At 61.4% G+C, this 15,543-nt stretch carries 18 protein-coding genes; 9 read left to right on the forward strand and 9 right to left on the reverse strand.

The window, feature by feature from the left end; genetic code table 11:
* Positions 1-3 precede the first annotated feature (3 nt).
* Positions 4-744: an MBL fold metallo-hydrolase gene (locus V1286_RS03430; RefSeq protein ID WP_334477585.1), complete on the reverse strand. Its 741-nt coding sequence runs from the start codon at positions 742-744 to the stop codon at positions 4-6.
* Positions 745-817: 73 nt separating this feature from the next.
* On the opposite strand from V1286_RS03430, the gene V1286_RS03435 reads away from it, so the two are divergent.
* From V1286_RS03435 to V1286_RS03455, 5 genes are all read left to right on the forward strand, one after another.
* Positions 818-1,486: an ArsR/SmtB family transcription factor gene (locus V1286_RS03435; RefSeq protein ID WP_334477586.1), complete on the forward strand. Its 669-nt coding sequence runs from the start codon at positions 818-820 to the stop codon at positions 1,484-1,486.
* Positions 1,487-1,507: 21 nt separating this feature from the next.
* Positions 1,508-2,332 carry a nucleoside phosphorylase gene (locus V1286_RS03440; RefSeq protein ID WP_417021095.1) on the forward strand — a complete coding sequence of 275 codons (825 nt, stop codon included), beginning with the start codon at positions 1,508-1,510 and terminating at the stop codon, positions 2,330-2,332.
* Between the two features lie 165 nt (positions 2,333-2,497).
* On the forward strand, positions 2,498-2,815 hold the full coding sequence (locus tag V1286_RS03445; RefSeq protein ID WP_334489519.1) for an ArsR/SmtB family transcription factor: 318 nt from the start codon (positions 2,498-2,500) through the stop codon (positions 2,813-2,815).
* Positions 2,812-3,297: an SRPBCC family protein gene (locus tag V1286_RS03450; RefSeq protein WP_334477588.1), complete on the forward strand. Its 486-nt coding sequence runs from the start codon at positions 2,812-2,814 to the stop codon at positions 3,295-3,297. The genes V1286_RS03445 and V1286_RS03450 overlap by 4 nt, the downstream gene beginning before the upstream one ends.
* Positions 3,298-3,341: 44 nt before the next feature.
* A complete protein-coding gene (locus V1286_RS03455) occupies positions 3,342-3,755 on the forward strand; it encodes an MAPEG family protein (protein WP_334477589.1) in 414 nt (137 codons plus the stop codon).
* A 280-nt stretch (positions 3,756-4,035) separates the two neighbouring features.
* Here the strand turns inward: V1286_RS03455 and V1286_RS03460 are convergent, their stop codons facing one another.
* From V1286_RS03460 to V1286_RS03495, 8 genes are all read right to left on the reverse strand, one after another.
* The gene (locus tag V1286_RS03460; RefSeq protein ID WP_334477591.1) at positions 4,036-4,377 is read right to left on the reverse strand and encodes a tyrosine-type recombinase/integrase; all 342 of its coding nucleotides are present in this window, start codon (positions 4,375-4,377) and stop codon (positions 4,036-4,038) included.
* Positions 4,378-4,738: 361 nt separating this feature from the next.
* The gene (locus tag V1286_RS03465) at positions 4,739-4,975 is read right to left on the reverse strand and encodes a hypothetical protein (protein WP_334477593.1); all 237 of its coding nucleotides are present in this window, start codon (positions 4,973-4,975) and stop codon (positions 4,739-4,741) included.
* 251 nt (positions 4,976-5,226) lie between these two features.
* Positions 5,227-6,405: a 4-hydroxybenzoate 3-monooxygenase gene (pobA, locus tag V1286_RS03470; RefSeq protein WP_334477594.1), complete on the reverse strand. Its 1,179-nt coding sequence runs from the start codon at positions 6,403-6,405 to the stop codon at positions 5,227-5,229.
* A gap of 150 nt (positions 6,406-6,555) precedes the next feature.
* Complete coding sequence (locus V1286_RS03475) at positions 6,556-7,680, reverse strand: methyltransferase (RefSeq protein WP_334477596.1); 1,125 nt, start codon at positions 7,678-7,680, stop codon at positions 6,556-6,558.
* A 162-nt stretch (positions 7,681-7,842) separates the two neighbouring features.
* Positions 7,843-8,475, reverse strand: coding sequence for a LysE family translocator (locus V1286_RS03480; RefSeq protein ID WP_334477597.1), 633 nt, complete (start codon positions 8,473-8,475; stop codon positions 7,843-7,845).
* Complete coding sequence (locus V1286_RS03485; RefSeq protein WP_334477598.1) at positions 8,472-8,732, reverse strand: DUF1127 domain-containing protein; 261 nt, start codon at positions 8,730-8,732, stop codon at positions 8,472-8,474. The genes V1286_RS03480 and V1286_RS03485 overlap by 4 nt, the downstream gene beginning before the upstream one ends.
* A 443-nt stretch (positions 8,733-9,175) precedes the next feature.
* Complete coding sequence (gene pdxR, locus V1286_RS03490; RefSeq protein ID WP_334477599.1) at positions 9,176-10,603, reverse strand: MocR-like pyridoxine biosynthesis transcription factor PdxR; 1,428 nt, start codon at positions 10,601-10,603, stop codon at positions 9,176-9,178.
* 220 nt (positions 10,604-10,823) lie between these two features.
* Complete coding sequence (locus V1286_RS03495; RefSeq protein ID WP_334477600.1) at positions 10,824-11,648, reverse strand: IclR family transcriptional regulator; 825 nt, start codon at positions 11,646-11,648, stop codon at positions 10,824-10,826.
* 214 nt (positions 11,649-11,862) lie between these two features.
* Here V1286_RS03495 and V1286_RS03500 point away from each other — a divergent pair, with 214 nt between their 5' ends.
* From V1286_RS03500 to V1286_RS03515, 4 genes are all read left to right on the forward strand, one after another.
* Entirely contained in the window at positions 11,863-13,023 is a 1,161-nt protein-coding gene (locus V1286_RS03500) for an aminotransferase class V-fold PLP-dependent enzyme (RefSeq protein ID WP_334477602.1), read from the forward strand.
* Between the two features lie 28 nt (positions 13,024-13,051).
* Entirely contained in the window at positions 13,052-13,954 is a 903-nt protein-coding gene (locus tag V1286_RS03505) for an amino acid ABC transporter substrate-binding protein (RefSeq protein ID WP_334477604.1), read from the forward strand.
* 67 nt (positions 13,955-14,021) lie between these two features.
* A complete protein-coding gene (locus V1286_RS03510) occupies positions 14,022-14,819 on the forward strand; it encodes an amino acid ABC transporter permease (protein WP_334477605.1) in 798 nt (265 codons plus the stop codon).
* Positions 14,816-15,514 carry an amino acid ABC transporter permease gene (locus V1286_RS03515; RefSeq protein ID WP_334477606.1) on the forward strand — a complete coding sequence of 233 codons (699 nt, stop codon included), beginning with the start codon at positions 14,816-14,818 and terminating at the stop codon, positions 15,512-15,514. Before V1286_RS03510 ends, V1286_RS03515 begins: the two co-directional genes overlap by 4 nt.
* Positions 15,515-15,543: the final 29 nt, after the last annotated feature.

Here is a 15,543-nt window from a genome sequence, read left to right on the forward strand (position 1 = left end):
GGATCAGGCTGCGGCGGCGGCCGCGCCCGAATTGGCCGCCCTGATCTTCGCGGCTTCCGGTGGCGCCGGCGGAATCTCGGCGACCATGAACCGAACAAACTCGGCTTCGTCCTCGATCGTGAACGCCTGATTGTGCCGTTTCTCGAAGCCGATCGCCGACGATGGTTTGCCGCTTAGTCGCCGGCCGCAGACCGAGCCCGCATAGGCGCCCGGCAGCACCTCGACGTAGTCAGGCAGCTCCTTCAGCCTTCGCACGCTCTTGAACAATTGCCTCGCGCCTTCCTCCGCGCTCGCGGCGAGTTCGGTGCGGCCGAGATCGCCGACCATGAGCGTGTGTCCGGTGAAGACGAACCACGGCTCGTCCGCGCGCGTTCGATCCGTCACAAGGATGCAGATGTGCTCGGGCGTGTGTCCGGGCGTGTGCAGCACGGTGGCAGAGACGTTGCCGAGGGGAAGAACGTCGCCGTCGCGCACGCCCTTGTGCGGAAACGATACGCCGGCCTCCGCCGAGAGCACGTACTCCGCTCCCGCTGCGGCCGCGAGTGCCCGGCCGACCGATAGGTGGTCGGCATGGACATGCGTGTCGATGACGAAATGTATCCGCATGCCGGCATTGTCGGCGGCCTGCAGGTAGGGCTGAATATCGCCGACTGGGTCAACGACCGCCCCGGCAGCCTGGCCGCCGCAGCCGAAGAGGTAGGAAATACCGACCGGATCGCTATGCAAGAACTGGCGGAGAATCATGGACTTGCACTCCCTCGTGAGAAACGCTAGATACATTCAATCGATCTGCTGAATGATATATGGAAGGAGCGCCGTGTCAAGCTCGGGACCGAAACAGGCGATTTATGAGAATCTTGCCCAGGTGGCGCAGGCGCTCGGCCACGCTCACCGGCTTGAACTTTTGGAACATCTTGCGCAGGGAATACGCACCGTCGAGGAACTGTCGGCTCGCGCACATCTATCGTTCGCCAATACGTCGCGGCACTTACAGATCCTGAGGCGCGCACGGCTTGTTGAGACCGAGCGTCGCGGCAAACACATTCTCTATCGTCTGGCCGGCGATGCCGAAGTGATCACGCTGATCAAAGCGCTAGGGCGCGTCGGTGAACGGAACGTTGCCGAGATCGGGCGCTTGGTCACCGATTATTTTCACGCGCGTGACGCGCTTGAGCCTGTATCGCGTGATGACCTGGTCGCGCGATTGCGGGACGATCTGGTGACGGTCCTCGACGTGCGGCCCGAAGATGAGTTCGCCCTGGGCCATCTCCCGGGCGCGCTCAACATTCCTCTGGCCGAACTGGAAAGGCGTTTGGGCGAACTGTCAAAATGCCGTGAGGTGATTGCTTATTGTCGCGGGCCCTATTGCGTTCTTTCGTTCGAAGCCGTGTCAGCCCTGAGGGCGCGCGGCTATCGCGTTCGCCGTCTTGAGGACGGTTACCCCGAATGGAAAGCCGCCGGCCTGCCGGTCGAATCCGTGGCTTGAGACAGGTCGATCAGGTGCGTCATGGATGATAAGCCTCATCGCGCGGAATCCGCGTGGCCGATCGTCGGTGTCAAGGATCACAAAGCGCCCTCGGTATTCCGGCCTGAATCCCTGTTGAGGGAGGCGCGCCGGCAGAGGCAGTTGCCACTCCTCAACGTGCCCGAAATCTGCGTGCTCGATCCGGACGGTGACGTTGTCCGCCACCTCAAGCGGACCGGCGCTGGCCGCATCCATGAAGGTTGGGCCTGCTATCACACCGAGCTTCTTGCCTTCGATCTCGACGGCATCGGCGAGATCGGCATCGTCGGTTGCGCCGTTGGTGCGCCGTTCGCCGTGCTCGTGGCAGAGCAGCTCTTCGCGTCCGGCTGCCGACTTCTCGTCAGCGTCACGTCCGCCGGACAAATCACCGCAATCGGGCCGACGCCGTACTTCGTCCTGATTGACCGAGCGCTGCGCGATGAGGGGACAAGTTATCACTACCAGCCGGGCTCGACTTTCGCCGAAGCACCCGACTCGTCGCTTCTGGACCGCGTCGAGCGGGCGTGCCGATCGCTGCCCGAGAAACTGCATCGCGGCTCGACCTGGACGACGGACGCTCCGTATCGCGAGACGGAAGCGGCCATCGCGCGGGCGCTCGATCTGGCAACGCTTGCAGTCGAGATGGAAGCGGCCGCTCTCTATGCCTTCAGCGCGACGAGCGGCCATTCCATCGTCTGTTTCGCGCACGTCACAAATTCGATGGCGCAAACGGAGGTCGATTTTGAGAAGGGTGAGGCTGACGGCGCCAAGGCAACCCTTGCTGTCGTCGCAGCAGCCGCGCGCGGCTGGCGACGCTATGACCCATGACCAGTTATGGCCGTAGCTGAAAGTTTCGCCCACATCTCTATACGTTTGACTTAATCATCAGCGCGTGCTAATCATTAGCTATGACTAATGATACGCTGAGAACCCTGTGTCATGACCGAATTGAAAGGTCCCGTTGGCACTCCCGGCTTCGGACGTCGGCCAGCCATGGCTAAAGACAACGCGCAACTGGCCGCTCTGGGCGATTCGACTCGCAGACGAATATTCGAACTTGTGGGCGCGCGGCCTCGCACTGTCGTTGAACTCACCCGAGAACTGACAGTCTCCCAGTCAGCCGTCTCCCAGCATCTGAAGGTGCTGCGCGAATCTCGTTTGGTTCGTGCCGAGCCAAAGGGGGCCAGCAACATTTATCACATCGATCCTGCGGGACTCGGCCAGATGCGCGTCTGGCTTGACCGGTTCTGGAGCAGCACACTGGCAGCTTACAAAGTGGCCGTCGAAAAATCAGTGGAGGACCAGCAATGACTAAACGTGTATCGGCAGCGCCCATCAAACAATCTGTCGTGGTCGAGGCGCCTATCGATCGCGCGTTCAAGGTCTTCACTGAAGACTTCGGCAGCTTCAAGCCACGCGAGCACAATCTGCTCTCCGTCCCGATCGCAGAGACCGTGTTCGAACCGCGGGTCGGGGGTCACGTTTATGATCGAGGTGTCGATGGAAGCGAATGCCGCTGGGCGCGTGTGTTGGCTTTTGAGCCGCCGAATCGCGTCCTTCTAAGCTGGGACATCAGCCCGCGCTGGCAAATCGAAACTGATCCCGACAAGACCAGTGAATGGGAGGTTCGGTTCATTGCCGAATCGCCAAGCCGGACTCGGTTGGAGCTTGAGCACCGTCACCTTGAACGCCATGGCGAGGGTTGGGAAAGCGTCCGGGATGGAGTCGAGGGCGATCAGGGCTGGCCGCTTTATCTGAAACGGTTCGCCGAACGGATTGTCGGCGAGGCATGATGCTCGCGTCCCTTGCGACATGATCGTAATCGGCGGAGGTCTGTATGGCAGCCTACTCGCTTAGCATTGTCGGCGTGCTTTTCCTTTGCCTCCTGTTAATTGGACTGGCGGTCTTTTCAGGAGCGTCCAAAGGCAGGTCCGGGGCACTCTCCGGACCTGTCCTTCCAGCCGATGAAGACAATCTGCTGTACCGGATCGATCGCGTTCACATGAACGCGGTGGAGGCGCTGACTCCTTTTGTCGTCCCGTCTGTTCTGGCTATGTTGATGGGGGTAAGACCCGCTACGCTTGCAACGCTCGTATGGATCTATATCGCAATTCGTCTGACCCACGTTGCGGTCTATTTGCGCGGAGGCAACGCCGCCAAAGGCGGCAGCATCAGAACCGTTCTCTATGTTTCAGGTGCGCTCGTAACTATCATTCTCATTGCCGTAACCACCGTGGCAGCCATCCATTAGGGTATCAACACCGGGCCGCCTGACGACGGTGATCATTTCGGCTGTTGGCCCATCGCGTCATTTCGCTGGGCTGCGGAACTTGGTCGCTATCCGGGCCGAGCGGACTTTGGCAAGCCGTCCGCCCGGCAGATCTATAGTTTCACGCCTAGATTGCTCGAATGCTGCGAGTGCGGACAGCTGGCTTGGTAGTCTGGGCGGTGCCGACGACGCGCTTGATCTTCTCCCTCTTGCGAGTGATCGCCCCGGACGCTTCCTTCATGTAATCGGGATGGTGATGACCCTAGGTGTCGATTAGAACCTTCACCGACATGCCGAGATAACCAGCCGCTTCCCATGGGTCAGTGCCCAGCTGCATGAGCCAGGTCGCTGCCGTATGGCGTAGCGTGTGCGGCGTGACGTTGCCGTCCGAGAGGTCGAGCTTCGCCACCTCCACGGCGCGAGCGAAGCCGTTCTTGACCGACTTCACGCCCGTGCCCTGCCACTCGACGAAGTGGTTGGCGATGATCTTCTTGTCGCACCAGCGACGCATGTGGACCAGCAGTCGGTCCGGCAGCGGCACGGTGGGCTGACGCTTGTTCGTAGCGCGCCGGCCGATCGCCAGACGGTGATAGAGGCCGCTCAAGAGGCACGTGACAGCTTGCCCGCAACCAAGCATCAAGTCCGGCAGCGGGCTCTGTCGGGAAACCGAGCAAAATCAGCGGTTCTTGATCGAGATCATGCACGTTTGGACAGGTTTTGCCTGCAATCGCGCCGAAGAGCCTGCTGCTGGGTGGGGCCATGGGCGTTTAACGAATTGCGCGACGATGCATTAGTGCCGCTGATTTGCCCGACGTGTCAAAATGTTTTCGCAGGATTCGCTCTAGGCATCCATGCCCGCGACCACCTGCTACTTTGCATGGGGTTGTTTTCGATATTTTAGTTGGGAGCGCAGCGCGGTCCGCCCTTCGCCGCTCCAGTCCGTCTTCGCTTTCGCTTTGCTCAAGCTACGCCGGACACCACGCTTCACCCTTCGGCCCCGCGTGGCTGCGCCACGCGTAGCCCGAAGGGCGAAGCGTGGTGGGCCCGGCAGGATTCGAACCTGCAACCAGACCGTTATGAGCGGCAGAATATCGATCAGCTTCGTTGATTTTGCCGCGTTTTTGTTCGATTTCGATCGCGTTCGTTGCGTTCTGATGAGGTTGTTTCTGGTGCGAAACTGGTGCGGCGTCATTCTCAGACATTGGCGCACGAACCCGCGATGTCCGCTTACGCTAAACAAATGCGGAGTATTGTTTGGATCAGACCCGGACTACTTGGCCGCAGCCGCTGCGGTTTCAACCGGTGGCACAATCCGGAACATGAAGGTCGAAACCTTTCCCCGGGTTTGAACGGACCGGGAATCTGGTTGCTGACCGGTCCAGAGTTCGTGCGGGCCCCGCTGCCGACAAGGCGCTGCGAGCGATTGCGGCAGCGAAGCGTAGCGCTCGCGGCATCAACTCTCAAATGGCAGGCCGACATACTGCTCGGCGAGCGATGCCTGCGCACGCTCCGACGCAAGAAGGTAATCGAACTGGTTCTCGCGCATGCGCCGGTCGAACGGCGCTTCATGAGGGAACTGGTGGATCAACGTGGTCAGCCACCACGACATGCGCTCGGCGCTCCACACCCGGCGCAGCGCCATATCGGAGTAGCCGTCGAGATAGTGGGTGCGGCCGGCCTTCAAGGCCTCGGTCAACGCGCGCGAGAGGTAGAACACATCGGAGACCGCGAGGTTGAGACCTTTCGCTCCTGTGGGAGGGACAATGTGCGCTGCGTCGCCCGCCAGAAACAGGCGACCATAGCGCATCGGCTCGGCGACAAAGCTCCGTAGCGGCGCGATCGATTTCTCGATCGAGGGACCGGTCACGATGCTGTCGGCCATGTCCTTCGGGCAGCGCGCCTTCAACTCCTCCCAGAAGCGGTCGTCCGGCCAGTCCTCGATGCGGGCGTCGAGATCGCACTGGATGTAGTAGCGGCTCAGCATCGGGCTGCGCTGCGAGGCGAGCGCGAAGCCGCGCGAATGATGGCAATAGCAGATCTCCGGGTAGGGCGGCGTCTCCGACATGATGCCGAGCCAGCCGAACGGATAGCCGCGCTCGAACGTGCGCAGCACCGACGCCGGGATCGATTGCCGGCTCACGCCATGGTGGCCGTCGCAGCCAGCGACATAGTCGCAATCGATCCGGCGGGTCTGCCCGCCCTTTTCGTAGGTCACGTGCGGGCGGTCCGACGTCAGCTCATGCAGCGCGACGTTTGTCGCGTCATCGATCACGACGCCGCCAGCCGCGTCGCGCGCGGCATAGAGATCCTCGGTGATCGCGGTCTGGCCATAGGACATCATCGGTCGGCCGGTGAACTTGCGGGTGTCGATGAAGAAGTGCGGCTTGCCTTCCCACGCGATGCCCGAGCCGTCATGGACACGTCCCTCCCGATCCATGCGCGCGCCGAGGCCGACCTCGCGCAAGAGTTCGATCGTTCCCGCTTCCAGCACCCCGGCGCGGATGCGCCCGAGCACATGGCTGCGGCTCTGCCGCTCCAGCACGATGCTGTCGACGCCGTTGCGGGCGAGCATGTGGGAGAGCAGTAGACCGGCGGGACCGCCGCCGATGATGGCAACCTGCGTTCGCGTCATCGCCGCATGAGGCCTCCCTTGAGTTCACAAAAAGGCGCGCAACATCGGCCTTTGTGCGAGAAGACAGCTACCGGTTCACCTGCGCGCGATCGAAGCCTGCCATCCTGGCGTAGCCCGCGCGGCGCGTCACGTGCGAGGGCACTTTATGCCCTACGGCTTGCGGCCGATCACGGCGCCGTTCGCGGCGGGTGCGTCGAACCAGACCGTCTCGACGTGCCGGAAGCCGGCTTCCTCGAGCCACGCCGAATATTCGGCCGGCGTGTAGTTCCGCCCTTCCGTCTCGATCAGCATGTTGAGGCTCATCAGCGCGGCCGGCGCCGGCCCGGTCTTTTCGTCATTGACGAGAAGCTCGCTGATGACGACTGCGCCGCCGCTCGACAAAGCCTCGAAGGACCGGCGCAGCAGCGCGCGGTTCTTCGCCTCATCCCAATCGTGCAGGATCATCGACAGGAGATGCACGTCGTGATCCTCGGGAAGCTGTTCGAAGAAGTTGCCGCCGGCGGTCTCGATGCGGTCGGTCAAGCCGGCCGCGGTAATTTTTCCTGCGGCGATCGCGGCCACATGCGGCAGATCAACTACGGTCGCGCGCAGCTCCCCATACAGTTTGCAAAGCTCGATGTCGTACGCGCCCGATCCGCCGCCGATGTCCAGAAGGCGACGGAAATGATCGAGATCCACGGCTTCGCCGAGCTTGCGCGCGGTCATCGTGGAGAGCGAATGCATCGCCTCCCAGAAGAGTGCCAGCACCGTCGGATCCTCGCCGTCGAACATCGAGGATTGCACTGCCGGGTCCCACGTGGTTGGCCGGTTCGTGCGCAGCGCTTCGGCAAGTTTGCCCCAGCCCGCGTAGAGCCGCTTGTCGGCCATCTGCACGAAGCCACCGAAGTAATACGGCTTCCCGCGCACGAGAAAGGCTTCGCTTAAGGGCGTATTGCGATAACGGCCGTCCGTTTTCTCCAGAAGCCCGAGTGCAGCGCAGCCGGTCAACAGCATCTCGGCCGGGCGTGGATGCAGACCGAGCGCTTCCGCCAGCTCCGCAACCGTGGTGCCGGCGCCGCCTGCAAGGTGACTGAACAGGCCCTCCTCGTGTGCTGCAGCCAGGGTCTTGAAAGCCCAGAAGCCGGTCGAAAGTGCCATTAGCGGGACGGCGGAAGGAAGCTCCTGCGTGGTGACGATCGGTTGATCGGCCGCGCGCAGCCTTGTCTCGCCCGAGATCGAACCGGGCTGGCGGGCAAGCGTTGTCCTGTGCGCAGCAGCGTGCTGATGGTTGGGCATCGTGCTCTCCTCAGGCGTTGACGGTTAATTCGCAGCTCCTAAGCCGCGCGGTGGTTTGCGCGCCGAGGCCGACCCATGCACTGTGGAGGCAGCTGGAGCGCGAATGCGCTGGCGAGCCCGAGCAGAGCGGCCGGTGCCAGAATGGCCGGCGCGGCCTGCCAGTCAGACGATGCGGGCGCATAGCGAAGCTCCCAGGGCCATCAGGAGAATCCCGGTGAGCCTGTTGAACCGATCCAGCGCGGCTTTCTGCAAGCTCCGAAACATGGTGTTCGTGCTGAGGGCGAGGAAGAGATACCAGAATGCACTGCCCAGCATCACACCGATGGGCGTTGCCAGCGCGCGATCCATGATCAGCGGCTTGCCGGTTTCCAGCGCGGACGTGACGCCCAGATACGGCAGTACCGTCATTGGGTTGGCGGCCGCGATCAACAGGGTCGATGTATAGGCCGAAAGCAAACCTCCGCATGTAAGCAAATCTCCGCATGTCGCGCCGTGCGCCGCGCGCGTGGACACGAGAATGGTTCTGAGGCCCATCAAGACCAGGACGATCCCTCCAGTGATGCGCAGCGGCGTGTGCAGGGCGAGCGTCATCTGCGTCAACACGGTCCCGCTCACCGTGGCCAGGCAACTGAACATGCCGTGCGCTGTTGCCGCACCCATGCCGCTCGCGATCCCAAACCAGATTCCGAATGCCAGCGTCCGCTGCACGCACATCAAGCCAATCGGGCCGAACGGGATAGCGACGCACAGGCCCAGCGCCGCCGCCGGCAGCAAGTGCGCGATGAACGGCGTCATTTCCAGAACGGCTTGGCCGCTTCGGCCATTGCCTCTTGCCGCGTCTTGCCGATGTCCTTGAGATGGTGGTCATCGAGCTCCGCCAGGGCTTGCCGCTGCCGCGACCGCTCCGAACACTGGGCACACCAGCTCAAGAACCGTGTTCCCCACCCAAGTCGACGTGTCTCGGCGCTGTCGTGACGGCTGGACGCCGCGGCAGCTTTCCGACTCGTGAACGAATTGACGCCTGCGATTGCAAAAATCATCGGATGCTTCATGTGAAACCTCCTGTTCGATTTCGATAGGTCAGCTTGCAGTGGCTGATTAGGTCGAGCTGCGACCCGCGGCCGTGAATTGCTTCACAACTCACGCGCTCGTGTCTCCAAGTTGTGAGTTCGCGATTTTGCAGGTCGGCGGACGTCCGCTTTAATGCGATTTGCGGTGATGATTGATCTGCGATTTGGAAAGTGCGTGCGGGTGCGAAATGGAACGCGCCCGCCCTGCATCGGTCCGTCGACCTTTTCAACGGTCCGACACTAAAAAGCGAAGCGGTATGACGGAAGGTCCAATTTGCGGAAGATCAATCAGTCCAATTCGGGCGGCGGCTCGGGGCTGTTGTTGATCGGATTGACCTGAGCGTCTGGCTCTCGTCCGGTCTTAATTCGCCGCTTGCCGTCACCTCAGCGACATCGCTCACGCCGCTTCCCGTCGAGGCACACGTTCATCGAAGCATCTGCGCAGCCGGCCTCAGCCCTTCGGCAATCCGTGCCGTCTCGATCGCCCCGTATCCCAGGACGAGGCCGGCCGGAGGCTTTCTGTCCACCCGGTTGCGCGACATCGTATCGATGGCAACGCCGAGATCAAAGGCTCGTGATACGATCGCATCGATATGATCAACCGACGCTCCTCGTGCGCAGGCGGTGATATGCAGCCCGGTGCTCGATGGAACAAGGTCGAGGTAATCGCCGAAGTTCCTCTTGATCTCCGCGGTCAGCATCGCATGCCGTTCGCTATAGATGCGGCCCACCCTGCGAATGTGGCGTGCAAACGCCCCGTCGTCGATGAACTGCGCCAGCGCGCTCTGCGCTGTTGTCGCTGTATGCCAATCGGTGACGAACTTCGCCTTGTGCGCCGCCTCTCGCAGCGACGGCGGCACGACCATGAAGGCCAGCCGGAGAGCCGGCAGCAACGTCTTTGAGAACGTGCCGACATACACAACGCGACCGGTCGAATCGAGGGTCTGAAGCGGCTCGAGCGGACGTCCGCCGAAGCGAAACTCGCTGTCATAGTCGTCCTCGACGACAACCGCGTTGTTGCGCTCGGCCCAGGCAAGCAGCGCCCGTCGACGCGACAGGCTCATGGCCACGCCAAGGGGAAACTGATGCGACGGCGTCACGTAGACCGCCCTGGCCTCGGCCGGCAGCGCCTCAACGACCAGGCCTTCGCTGTCGACCGGCACACCGATCACGCGCGCGCCCAGCGCCTTGAGCAACTCCTTTAGAGGCCGATAGCCCGGATCTTCCATCGCAACGATATCGCCGGGCCCGAGAAGCACGCGAGCGACGATGTCGAGTGCCTGTTGGGTGCCGTTGGTCACGATGACGTCGTCGGGCGATCCGGAAACGCTGCGTGAGATGCCGATGTGGCGAGCGATCGCCGCGCGCAGGTCCCAATTGCCAGCAGGATTCTCGTAGACGCCTGCCGCCATCTCGCGCGAGCGCAGCGCACGGGCGACGACTCGCCGCCAGGCTCGGTGTGGAAATAATGAAGTGTCCGGAAGCCCGGTTCTGAAATCGAAACGTGCTGTGCGGTCAAAGCCTATCGGAAGGGGTATCGTCTCCCAAACTCCACGCACCCGAATTGCGCGGACCGTCGACCGCCTTGTTTTCGATGCCGGTCGTTTCGTCTCAAGATGATGGCTGACGAACGTCCCGGAGCCGGTATGGGATGTCGCAAATCCTTCTGCGAGAAGGCTTTCATACGCGACCGTCACAGTCGATCGTGAGACCCTCAGCGTGGTGGCCAGTTCTCGCGTGGGTGGCAAACGTTCTCCAGGTCGAAGGCGCCGGTCCAGAATTGCTTGCCGGATCTGACGGTAGATCTCGCCACTGAGGTCAGTTCGACCAACAAGACTGACGTGAAAAGCCACAATCCTGGTCCATGTTCCCTTGCAATGGACCGGCAACCCTGCACAACGATGAACGTTCCATCATACCGCTTCACAGATGTGGAGATGGCAACCGACAGTTTTGTTAATTTTGCTGTGGTTTTGTTTGATTTTGTTCGCGTTCGTTATGTCTTGAAGACATCGTTTCCGGTGCGGAACTGGTGCGGCGTCCTGCGACTTCTGCTTCCAGACCAAAAGCCGACTATTTGCGAGAGCGACGCTGGGTTTTTTCCAGTACAGCGCTTCCGCCATCTTCGTCAGCTTGGAGAATTGTCTCCGAGAGGAGCGCGGCCGCTTTCTGAAGCGGCGCAATGAAGCGGTCCAGCTCGGCATAGCTCACGCGCGCAACCGGGACGGAGACGCCCAGGCAGGCGATCAATTCGCCGCGTGGCGACAGGATCGGAACCGCGCATCCAACGACCCCCTTCACATATTCCTCGTTCGTTTTGGCCCAGCCGCGCTTGCGGGTCTCCCCGAGAACCTTCATCAGGATGTCGAAATCCACGATCGTGGTTTCCGTGTATCTGGTCAAAGTGAGTGCGCGACATAGCTTCTCCCGTGCCCGCTCGGACAGCCGGCTCATGTAGATCTTTCCGGTCGACGTGCAGTGTAACGGCGCGGCTTCACCTGGATTGAATTGCAGGCCCTGTGGTTGCGAGACGCGGACGCTGTCCACATAGGCAACGACATTGTCGCGCACGACTCCGATCTCGCATTGCTCACCGATTTCAGCCGCGACCGCCCGCAGCACCGCATGGCGGCGCGCGGTACGGAAGGCTGCACCAATGACCTTCGCCGACAGCGTGACCAACTGATTGCCCACAACGTATCGCTTGGTTCCAAGCGCCTTCTGCAGCAGGCCGCGCTCCTCCAGATTTCCAATGAGCCGATGCGCGGTCGGAAGCGGGAGCGAAAGCGCCTTGGCGATTTCCGCGACCGAGACGGCTTTGGTTTCCCCGGCGACGTGGCCCACGATCGCGAAAGCGCGGTCGAGCGGTCCGTCATTTTTTTTGTCTTGTTCGTTCATCAGCAACTCCTACCAAAAAATTATCATTTTTCGGAATAAAAACTACTGAAATATGAAAATTAATTGGACGGGCGGCCGCGGATGCTCATACCGTTGGCGTTGCCGGCGGATGCGCATGGCTTATGCAGCGCGCACCGGACTTCGACCGGCATTCGCGCTGCTTCAGCTGGCATTTCCCGGCCGTCGCCAAGGGGGTGCTCAACAGGAGACCGAGATGTCTCGTCACTACGACGTGGATGCCGTCCGCAGGGAATTCCCGGTCGCCGATCGGATGGTCTATCTCGACTCGGGATTCCAGGCGCCCTTGGCGCGCCCGGTGAAGGCCGCGATCGACCTGTTTCTGCGCGAGGGGCTGGAAGCGGCCGGACCGAAGAGCGTCTGGCTCGATCGCGTTGAGCAGACGCGGGCCAGGGTTGCGCGCTTCCTGGGCGTTTCAGCCGACGAGATCGCCTTCACGAAGAATACGTCGGAGAGCATGAACATCGCGGCCAACGCGCTGCCGCTGCGTGCCGGCGACAACGTGCTGATGATCCGTGGCGATCATCCGAACAACGCCTATGCGTTCCTCAATCTGCAGAAGAGGGGCGTCGAGGTGCGCTTCCTTGCGATGTCTGATGTCGTCAACGCGGAAAGCTTTCTACCCCACATCGATGAGCGCACGCGGGCGATTTCGATGTCGCACGTCACCTTCCATGCGGGCCACCGCTTCGATATCGAGAGTGTTGGTGCCCTGTGCCGGGAAAGGAAACTCTACTTCATCGTCGACGTGATGCAGGCGATCGGTGTCGTGCCGATCGATGCCAGGGCGGCCGGAGCGACCTTCGTGGGATCGGGAAGTCACAAGGGCTTGCTCGTCCCTCAGGGATTGGGGCTGCTCTATTGGGACAAAGCCCTGAAGGATCTGGAGCCAACCTATCTGGCCGCCGCGAGTCTTGCGGAAATACCCGTTGATCTGATCGCGCGTCCGAACAGCCTCGCGCCTTCGCCGACGGCCCGGCGCTTTGAGCTCGGTAACTTCAATCTTCCGGCGATCCATGCGCTCGGTGCGGCGCTTGACATGATCGAGCAAATCGGGGTGGCCAACATCCAGAACCACTGCTTCGAACTCGGCGACCATCTCATCGCTCAACTCGATGAGCTCGATATTCGCCTCGTCGGCCCACGTGCTCGCCTGCATCGCGCGCCGCACATCTACGTTCTTGATCTGCCGGCCACAGACTGGTTCGGCTATTTCGACGAGAACAATGTGCGCGTTTCGCCGGAGCGCGACGGCATCAGGGTGTCGTTCGGAATGTTCAACACGGTCGCCGATGTCGACCGCCTGATCGAACTGATTCGCAAGCGCGGGCTGAAGCAGGCAACGGCAGCAGCGTAGTTTTCGTTTACAGGAGAGGATGCACGACATGAAGAACGTCGTACGGCTACTGGGAGTTCTTCCGGGCCTCTTTGCGGTCGGAGCGATGGTGAATTCGTCTGCCGCGGCAGAGAGCCCAACGCTGAGCAAGATCAAATCGAGCGGCGCCATCACGATCGGTTATCGCGAGGCTTCCATCCCGTTCTCCTACCTGGGACCGGATCAAAAGCCCGTCGGCTTCTCGCTGGACCTCTGCGCGGCGATCGTCGAGCGCATCAAGGCGGACCTTAACCTGCCGAAGGTGACCGTCAACTACACGCCGGTGAATTCGTCGAACAGGATTCCCCTGATACAGAACGGCACCGTGGACATTGAGTGCGGAGGCACGGCGAACGACAGGAAGCGCCAGGAGCAGGTCTCGTTTTCGATTGCGACGTTCGTCAGCCAGCCCCGCTGGCTCGTCAAGACCGAAGGCGGTGCCAAGAGCGCTGCCGACCTGAAGGGCAAGACGATTGTCGTTACGCAAGGCTCCAACGCGGTTGGATTTGCTCAGGGCGTGAATGCGAAGGAACAGCTTGGTCTGAACATCGTGCAGGCGAAGGATCATGCGGAATCATTCCTCATGCTGAACACCGGCCGCGCAGCGGCTTTCATGGAGGACGACATCCTTCTCGCCGGCCTCAAGGCCGCGGCACCAAATCCGAACGCCTTGACGTTCCTTCCCGAAGGATACGCAAGGATCTATTACGGGCTGATGTTCACGAAAGGCGATGCCGGATTCAAGGCGCTCGTCGATGATATCCTCGCCAAGCAGATGGCATCGGGGCAATTCGAGAAGACATATGCGAAGTGGTTCACCAGCCCGATTCCGCCGAAGGGCGAGAATCTCGCTTTTCCGCTGACCGAAACCCTGAAGGAGCGGATTGCGCATCCAAGCGACGCGGTCGACTAGTCGCGGTGTGGTCGGCGCGGCCGTCTCGCGCCAGCAGGTCGATATCCATGTAGTCGTGAGGCTCGCGATGTTCGGAGTTCTTTTTGAACAGACGGCGGATGGCCAACGGTATATCGATTGGCTGCTGTCGGGTCTTGGCTGGACGCTGGCGCTCGCGTTCTTCGGCTGGTGGATCGCGTTCGCCGTCGGAGTCCTCGTCGGCATCGGCCGAACGGTGAAAAATCGATTCGTCGCGGCACTGGCTCGCCTGTATGTGGAGATTTTCCGGAACATCCCCGTACTCGTGCAGATGTTCCTCTGGTATTTCGTCCTGCCGGAGGTGCTGCCGGGTACACTCGGAAACGCAATCAAGCAGATCCCGCCGCCCTGGGGATCGTTTTTCCCGGCGCTGCTGTGCCTGGGCTTGTACACCGCCGCCCGCATCGCCGAACAGGTTCGCGCCGGGATCGAGGCGTTGCCGAAGGGGCAGGCCGAAGCCGCCAATGCGTTGGGCCTGAGCGCATACCTCACCTATCGACACGTCATTGTCCCGCAGGCGCTGCGCCTCATCGTGCCGAGCCTGACCAGCGAGGTGATGGGCGTTTACAAGAATACATCCGTAGCCCTGACGATCGGCTTGATGGAGTTGACCGCGCAGGCGCGCCAGATCAGCGAAGCAACCTTCCAGACCTTCACCGCATTCGGCGCGGCGACGCTCATCTATCTGGCGCTCGCCCTGATCGCCTACCAGTCGATGATGCTCATCGACAAGGCCCTTCATATCCCGGGCACTGCGGCTGCCCGAGATGATATCACGGTGGAGGCCCCGGCCAGCGAACTGCAGCAAGGCGGCGCACTGCGGGAGGCGATGGAGATCGCGAAATGAATAGCCTCGATTTTTCGATCGTCCAGCAGGCGTGGCCCTATCTCTGGTCGGGATTGCTGTTCTCGCTGACGCTGACGGCGGCTGCCTTCGTCATTGGCATGGTGTTGGGGACATGCTTTGCGCTGGTGCAGCATTTCGAGGTGCCGGTCATCAGCCAGATCGTCCGCGGCTATATCGCCTTGATCCGCTCGATCCCTCTCATCCTTGTCCTGTTCTGGTTCTTCTTTCTGGTGCCGATCGTGCTAGGACACCTGAGCGGCAATGGGCGTCCGATTCCGATTGGCGCCACCTATACTGCATTCATCACATTCGGCCTGTTCGAGGCGGCCTACTATTCGGAAATCATCCGCGTCGGGCTGCGTGCAGTGAACAAGGGCCAGTTCGAGGCATGCCAGGCCCTTTCGTTGTCCGCGTTCGACACCTACCGCTGTGTGATCCTGCCGCAAGTGATCCGCGTGGCTAGCCCGATCATCCTGAGCCAGACCATCATCCTGTTCCAGGATACGTCGCTGGTTTACGTGTTGTCGCTGACCGATCTTCTTGGGGCTGCCTCGAAGCTTGCGCAGCTCAACGGACGGTTGGTTGAAATGTACCTCGCGGTCGCAGTGGTTTATCTTGTCATCAGTTCGGCCGCTTCGCAGTGTGTCGCGTCGCTGCGGAAGCGGTACGCGGTCCCCGGGACGTTCCGCAACTGATCAGTCAATCGAAGCCTACTTCATGGAGA

The sequence above is a fragment of the Bradyrhizobium algeriense genome, assembly GCF_036924595.1.
Classification (GTDB): Bacteria; Pseudomonadota; Alphaproteobacteria; order Rhizobiales; family Xanthobacteraceae; genus Bradyrhizobium; species Bradyrhizobium algeriense.